This is a genomic window from Streptomyces sp. NTH33 (assembly GCF_003236365.1).
In the GTDB taxonomy this organism is placed as follows: Bacteria; Actinomycetota; Actinomycetes; order Streptomycetales; family Streptomycetaceae; genus Streptomyces.
The window spans coordinates 1-6,782 of the sequence record NZ_POTZ01000379.1 but is presented as its reverse complement, the minus strand read 5'-3'; the positions used below and the strand labels follow the sequence as shown (position 1 = coordinate 6,782).

Here is a 6,782-nt window from a genome sequence, read left to right as displayed (position 1 = left end):
TGCGTGGGCTGCGTACACGGCCGGAGTTGAGGGACGCGCTCGCGCCTCGCCTGCACGCCGGGCCGGCTCGGCGGCGACCGGTGAGTGGGAGGCGCGGGACACGCACGGGCAGGGCGGGGGCACGCCGGGCGGTGGAAGACGTCCTCGGCGGTGAAGCGGAGGAGGTTGCGGACCTCGGGGCACTGGAGGGTCTGGTTGTAGCGGGCGACGTCCTGGCGGTGGGAGTTGCGGGTGCCGTGGTAGGCGTAGCCCTCGATCTCGACCGCCAGGCCCGCCGCACGGAAGAGGAAGTCGAGACGTACCCGGCGTCCGGCCGGGGTGATGAGTTCGGCCTGTGACTCGGGGTGGAGGCCGGCGTCGTGCAGGCGCAGCCGGGCGATCGTCTCGGCCGGCGAACCGGCGCGCGGGTCGCACAGCCGCAGCCAGGTGCTCGCCCGAGCCGCGCCCCGGACGCGCGCTTTCGCTTCCAGCGTGGCCGCGATCGCGGCGACGTCGGTGAGCGGCGGGCGGCGGACGCTGTCCACCGTTCGATACCCGAGTGCGGAGTCCACGGCGACGACCGTGTCGTCCCTCGGACCGGCCCGAAGGAGATCGGTGAGGGTGCGGCGCACGCCGGTGAGCCGGAGGCCGTGCCGGACCTCGGCCACCTCGGCTGGCTCCAAGGGCATGCGGTGCACCCGTACGCCCCTCTCACCGCCGTGCAGGGCGCGTCCGGGATCGATGAATTCCAGGGACGCCCCGGCACCCCCGCCCAGCGTCTCGATCCGCCAGAGCGCCGCCGCCGAGCGGTGGCTGGCGGCGAGCCGTGGTCTGACGAGCTGCACCGCCCGCAGTCGTGTGGCGAGTTCCGGGGTACTCCCCGGTTCCGCCCAGGCGCCGGCGTACAGCCGGACCCAGCCCTGCTCCTGAAGCTCCCGCGCCAGGCTGCGTCGGGGCCGGCCCGCGTCGAAAGCGCGCGAGGTGAGCAGGACACCCCCGTCGAGCAGCTCCCATAGCGGTTTCCGTTCCACACCGCAAAGATCGCAGGAATCTCCGGGGCCTCACGCACCCTGTGGGCAACTGTGGACAACCGAGCCCGGCCTCCCCGAGGAGCGTCCTGGTCAGCCCTTCAGGGAAGTGAGGAAGGAGTCCCAGGCGGGAGTTCGGAAGAGGAGTACGGGTCCGCACTCCGTCCTCTTCGAGTCGCGGACGGGGAGGACGCCGGGGAGGCCGGAGGCGACCTCGACGCACTCGCCGCCGGTGCCGTTGCTGTAGCTGCTCTTGTGCCAGTGGGCGGCGCTCAAGTCAGTCTCGTGGCTTGCCATGTCGACACTCCTCTGCCGCAGCCTCGATCATCGCAAGGGGCGCCCCAGGCGGCAGTGCGGCGGCCCTGAGCAGATCGCACGACTCCCGGTACTGCTTCGCGAGCGGTGGATGGTCGATGGTGAGGTGTGGAGCAGGAGGGGAAGGCGGGAAAGGCGGGCAGGACGGTGTGGTGCGAGCTGGATGTCAGCGGTACGGGCTCCGGCGGTGATCGACGGGAGCCCCGACCCTGACACACTTCGGCCGCGGCGGCTCCCCCTCGGCGCCGCCGCGGCCGGTCCCCCCGTGCGGAAGATGGTTTCAGCTGGGGTCGGACGTGATGTGCGTGTTGTCCGGCGTGGCCGTGCCGTCGTCGTTCGCGTTCTTGACGTCGGTGATGTGCGTGTTGAGCGGCTTGACGTCGGTGCCGGCCTTGGTGTCGGTGATGTGCGTGTTGTCCGGCTTGACGACCGGCTCGTCCTTGCTGGTGTCGCTCATGCTGCTGACTCCTGTCGCTGTTTTCCTTCGCATTGCGCAGGGCCCACCCGGTCACTCCCCCGAGGGTGGCCGGATGGGCCCACTCGAGTCGCCCACTCCGGATCGCGAGCGCGGCGATCTCATCGGTGGTCCGTCTGCCCCCCGACGCGACGAACCGACAAGAAGAGGGTGCCGGACGGCGATAAACGAACGATGAACGCCTCGACGGGGGAGAACGCCTCGACGGGGGAGGTCACGCCGCCGCGGCCGGGGTCAGGAGCGCCTGCACCTCGGCGGCCTCGGGGGAGTGCAGCCGCTCGTAGAGCTCCAGCGCCTCGTGCCAGCAGACGTGGGCCCTCCCGGACTGGCCGAGACTGCTCAGGGCCTTGCCCAGAACGGTGAGGACGTTGCCGCGGCGCCAGTCCCCGCCGATGCCCCTGAGCAGGGCCAGCGCCATCTCGGCGTTGGCCGCGGCCTGGGCGTGGAGCCGGGCGGTGAGATCCACCTCGGCGAGACGGAAGAGGGTCATTCCCTCCCACAGCCGCTGACGGCTGGAGCGGAACACCTGGAGGGCCCTGCCGAGATGGGCGGCCGCGTCGGCCAGTTGGCCGTTCTTGCCGAGGGCCATCCCGAGTGCGTAGTGGCCGTTCGCGGCCTTGAGCGAGTGCCCGAGTTGCTCGTACATCTCCGTTCCCTGCCGCGCCAGGTGGACGGCGCTCTCGGCGCGCTCCGTCTCCAGGTGCAGACGGGAGAGGTTGCACAGCGCGGCCGCCGCACCGGAGAGGTCGCCGCAGGCCCGGAAGTCGTCGATGGCGCGTTCCAGGTACTCCTCGGCCTCCGTGAAGCGGCTCCGGTAGAAGGCGAACGCCCCCAGAATGTTCGCCGCCCAGCAGCAGGGCAGCGGGTCGCCCGCGGCCTCCGACAGCGCGAGTGCCTGCCGGGCCTCCTGGTCGGCCTGGTCGAAGTGGCCCGACCAGTGCCGCGCGTTGGCCAGGACGAGGAAGGCCCGCCCCTCCGTCCGGCCGTCCGAGACCGCACGGGCGGCGTCGCGCAGGGCCGCCGCGGCCGCCTCGTACTCCCTGGAGTTCGCCCCCGACTCCGCGAGATCGACCGCGGCCCACAGCAGATCGACGGCCCGGCGGAGCGTCGTACCGCCGGACGACTGCCGTACGCAGGCCAGGAGCGGGACGGCCTCGGAGTAGAGCCAGTCCTGCGCGGCGCGGCGGTCCGCGAACACCAGTCCGGGGGACCGGGTCTCCTCCAGGTGGTCCACCAGCCTGTCCCCCGGCCGGTCGATCGCGAAGACCCCCGCCGCCGTCGCCAGGTAGAAGTCCAGCAGCCGCGACATCGCCGCCTCCCGCTCGCTCGGCGGGTGTTCGTCCCGCTCCGCGCACGCGCGCGCGTAGAGGCGGACCAGGTCGTGGAAGCGGTAGCGGCCGGGGGCCGCCGACTCCAGCAGAGAGGTGTCGACCAGGGACTCCAGCAGGTCCTCCGTGTCGTCCACCGGGAGGTCCAGTACGGCCGCCGCCGCGGCCAGGGAGATGTCCGGGCCGTCGGCCAGGCCCAGCAGGCGGAAGGCGCGGGCCTGGGCCGGCTCCAGTTGGCCGTAACCCAGTTCGAAGGTGGCCTTGACCGCCAGGTCGCCCGCCTGGAGCTCGTCCAGCCGTCGTCGCTCGTCCGCGAGTTTCGCCGCCAGGACCGAGACCGTCCACGTGCGGCGGGCGGCCAGCCGGGACGCCGCGATGCGGATGGCCAGGGGGAGGAAGCCGCAGGCCGCCACCACGTCCAGGGCCGCCTCGCGCTCCGAGGCGACCCGCTCCTCGCCCACGATCCTCGTGAAGAGGGACAACGCCTCCTCCGGGCTCATCACGTCCAGGTCCACCAGGTGGGCACCCGCCAGGTCCACCATCCGCACCCGGGACGTCACCAGCGCCGCGCAGCCTTCCGTGCCCGGCAGCAACGGCCTCACCTGGGCCGCGTCCCGCGCGTTGTCCAGCAGGACCAGGACCCGGCGGCCGTCCAGGACCGAGCGGTACAGCGCCGCCCGGTCCTCCAGCGACTCGGGGACGGCCGCGTCCGGCGTGCCCAGGGCGCGGAGGAAGGAGCCGAGGACCGTCTCCGGCTCGGCCGGCCTCGGCCCGGTGCCCTGCAGGTCGACGTACAGCTGGCCGTCCGGGAAGGCGGCCCGCGCCCGGTGGGCCACGTGGACGGCCAGCGTCGTCTTGCCCACGCCGCCGATCCCGGCCACCGCCGACACGGCCATCACCCGGCCCTCGGCGGAGGCCAGCACCTCGCCCAGCTCGGCCACGAAGGACGCCCGGCCCGTGAAGTCGGATACAGTCGCCGGAAGTTGAGCAGGTTGGACGGGCACCACCGCCGGTTCGGCCACCGGGGAGGACGGTTCGGCGAGGGCCGGATCGGCCCGGAGGATGCGCTGTTGCAGTTCGCGCAGCTCGGGGCGGGGGTCCACGCCCAGCTCGTCCGCCAGCAGGCGTCTGGTGTCGGCGTACACCGCCAGAGCCTCGGCCTGCCGGCCGCTGCGGTACAGCGCCAGCATCAGCAGCTCGCGCAGGCGTTCGCGCAGCGGGTGTGCTGCCGTCAGCGCCGTCAGCTCCGAGACCGCCTCCGCGTGGCAGCCCTGTTCGAGGTCCATGTCCAGCCGGGACTCCAGGAGTTGGAGTCGCCACTCCTCCAGGCGGACGCGCTGCGTCTCCGCGTACGGGCCGGGCACCCCGGCCAGCGTCTCCCCGTCCCACAGGGCGAGCGCCCGCCCCAGCACCTCCCGCGCACGGCCCAGGTCCCCGGCCGCCCGGGCCTTCTCGGCCCGGGCCGCCCACTCCTGTGCCACCGCCAGGTCCAGCGCACCCTCGCCCAGCCCCCGCACGGCGTACCCGCCGGACTCGCTGACCAGCACCCCGGCGTCCAGGACCTTCCGCAGCCGGGAGGCGTACGTCCGTACCGCCGCCAGCGCCTGCGACGGCGGTTCCTCGCCCCACAGGGCGTCGATCAGCTCGGCCGCGGTCGCGGTACGGCCCTCGCGCAGCAACAGCGAGGTCAGCAGCGCGCGTTGCTGCGGGGAGCCGGTGGCCAGCGGCTCCTCCCCGCGCCAGGCGCGCACCGGTCCGAGTACGCCGAAGCGCAGCGTCGCCGATTGCTCGGGACCCCGCTGCTCCGGTACTCGCGGCACACCGTCCATCGCTGCCCCCTGCCGAACCGTTCTCAACTGAGAGGCCAGTTTGCCTTGTTCACGGCAGATGCGTCAGCTCCCGGAGGCGGTGATCACAGGCCGCCGTGCCCCGTATCACAAGGCCCACACATCCTCTCCGCATGCTCCCTGCGGGCACGGCGGGGCGCCCTGGGCGCCCGGGGCGATCGCCGAGCCCCCCCCCGCGCCCACCGGGCGGTCCTGCCTCAGCGCGGCTCCAGGTCCACCCGTACCGTCAGCAGATCCGTCCCCAGCGCCCGTACCGCGGCACTGTTCAGCCGGGGCAGGGCACGCAGGCGGGCGACGGGGTCGTCGTCGGGAAGGAGGTACGCGGTCCCTTCGTGCCAACGGCCGCGGATGCGTACCCGGACCTCGGGGTCGGCACGGATGTTGCGGACGTACTGGGAACGTTCGCCGAACTCCGAGACCAGCCAGAAGGAGTCGCCGACGCGGCGGCCGCCCACCGGGGTACGGCGGGGCAGGCCGGAGGTGCGGCCCGTGGTCTCCAGGACCGTCTGGAGCGGCAGCCGGCGCAGGACGGGGTTGACGACGCGCCGCTGGAACGCCGTGACGGTCCGGTGCTTGAGGTCGGCGTGGCGGGACATACCGGCAAGTGTGTCACTCGGGCCCCAGGAAGACCGGGTTGGTGAACGCCGCCATCACCCCCGGCAGGGGCCCCACCGCCGTCTCGTGGCGCACCTCGGCCCATACGTAGGCCGCGTGGGCCGCTGTCGTACGCCACTCCACGGCCCCCGAGCCGGAGACCGGCAGCGGATCGCCGGTCAGCACCACGCCCTGGTCGGTCACGAGGCGGACCGTGCAGCGGGGGACGCCGGAGGCCTCCAGGCGGACGGTCACGGGGGTGTCCCGGTCCACGGGCAGCCGCTCGCCGATGCCCGCCCGCTCGCCCCGGCCGCCGGTGGCGGTGAGGGCGAGCGAGACGCGGCCGGCCTCGGCCACGTAGGAGCGGCCCGCGCGGATGCCCGCCAGGATCGCCTCGCGGGTCAGGTCGTCGGCCAGGACGACCGTCTGGGGCATGCCCACCGCGTCCGGTGGCCGGTGGGCGTCGCTGCCGCCCATCGCCGGCAGCCACCTGCCGCGGCCTTCCCGCACCGACGCCGCCAGCGTGTTGTCCCACTCGGCCAGCGCCACCTCGTCGTCCGGGGTGAAGGGGCCGTTCCAGACCTCCACGGCGTCCGCCTCGGCGAAGCCGAACTTCCAGCCGCAGCCGACGCAGCCGGCGTGCGGATGGGCCGGTACGACCAGCCCGCCGGCCCGGCGGATGTCCCGGGCGAACCCGGCCCAGCGGTTGTCGCGCGCCCGGTAGCGCCAGTCGACGAAGATGCCGGGCTCGGTCCCCAGAGCCAGGACGTGGCCGTTCCTGGTCGTGACCTCCTCGCCCAGCATGATCAGCAGGTCGTCGCCGGCCAGGTCCGCCCAATGGGCGTGCGAGGCGTGGGTGTTGTGCTCGGAGCTGTTGATGAAGTCCAGCCCGGCCGCCCTGGCCCGCGCCGCGATCCGGGCGGGGGTGCGGCGGCCGTCGGAGTGCCAGGAGTGGAGGTGGCAGTCGCCCCGGTACCAGTCCCGGCCGCGCCCCTTCGCCCGCTGCGGCGGGTACACCGGCGGTACGGCCGTCCCCGGCGCCCCGTACGTCAGCGTGACCGTGAGCTCGTACGACAGGCCCTGCGGAGCGACGGTGTACGGGCCGAGCGCGACGTACCAGGTCCCCGGGCCGACCGGCCCCGGAACGTACCCCGGCGTGGCGTCGTCCGCACGGATGAAGAACTCCGGCCGCGCCCCGCCCGACCAGCCCCTGAAG

At 73.7% G+C, this 6,782-nt stretch carries 6 protein-coding genes; all 6 read right to left on the bottom strand.

The window, feature by feature from the left end; translation table 11 throughout:
• Positions 1-1,010 (bottom strand): hypothetical protein (locus C1I97_RS27880; protein ID WP_181446951.1); only part of this gene is annotated, 1,010 nt, incomplete at its 3' end.
• 90 nt (positions 1,011-1,100) lie between these two features.
• The gene (locus C1I97_RS27875) at positions 1,101-1,304 is read right to left on the bottom strand and encodes a DUF397 domain-containing protein (protein ID WP_111005904.1); all 204 of its coding nucleotides are present in this window, start codon (positions 1,302-1,304) and stop codon (positions 1,101-1,103) included.
• A gap of 298 nt (positions 1,305-1,602) precedes the next feature.
• A complete protein-coding gene (locus tag C1I97_RS40180) occupies positions 1,603-1,779 on the bottom strand; it encodes a hypothetical protein (protein WP_181446950.1) in 177 nt (58 codons plus the stop codon).
• A 232-nt stretch (positions 1,780-2,011) separates the two neighbouring features.
• A complete protein-coding gene (locus tag C1I97_RS27865; protein ID WP_111005903.1) occupies positions 2,012-4,954 on the bottom strand; it encodes an AfsR/SARP family transcriptional regulator in 2,943 nt (980 codons plus the stop codon).
• Positions 4,955-5,169: 215 nt separating this feature from the next.
• A complete protein-coding gene (locus C1I97_RS27860; protein ID WP_111005902.1) occupies positions 5,170-5,568 on the bottom strand; it encodes a nitroreductase family deazaflavin-dependent oxidoreductase in 399 nt (132 codons plus the stop codon).
• 13 nt (positions 5,569-5,581) lie between these two features.
• On the bottom strand, positions 5,582-6,782 hold a 1,201-nt coding region (locus tag C1I97_RS27855), incomplete at its 5' end, for a CehA/McbA family metallohydrolase (RefSeq protein WP_111005901.1).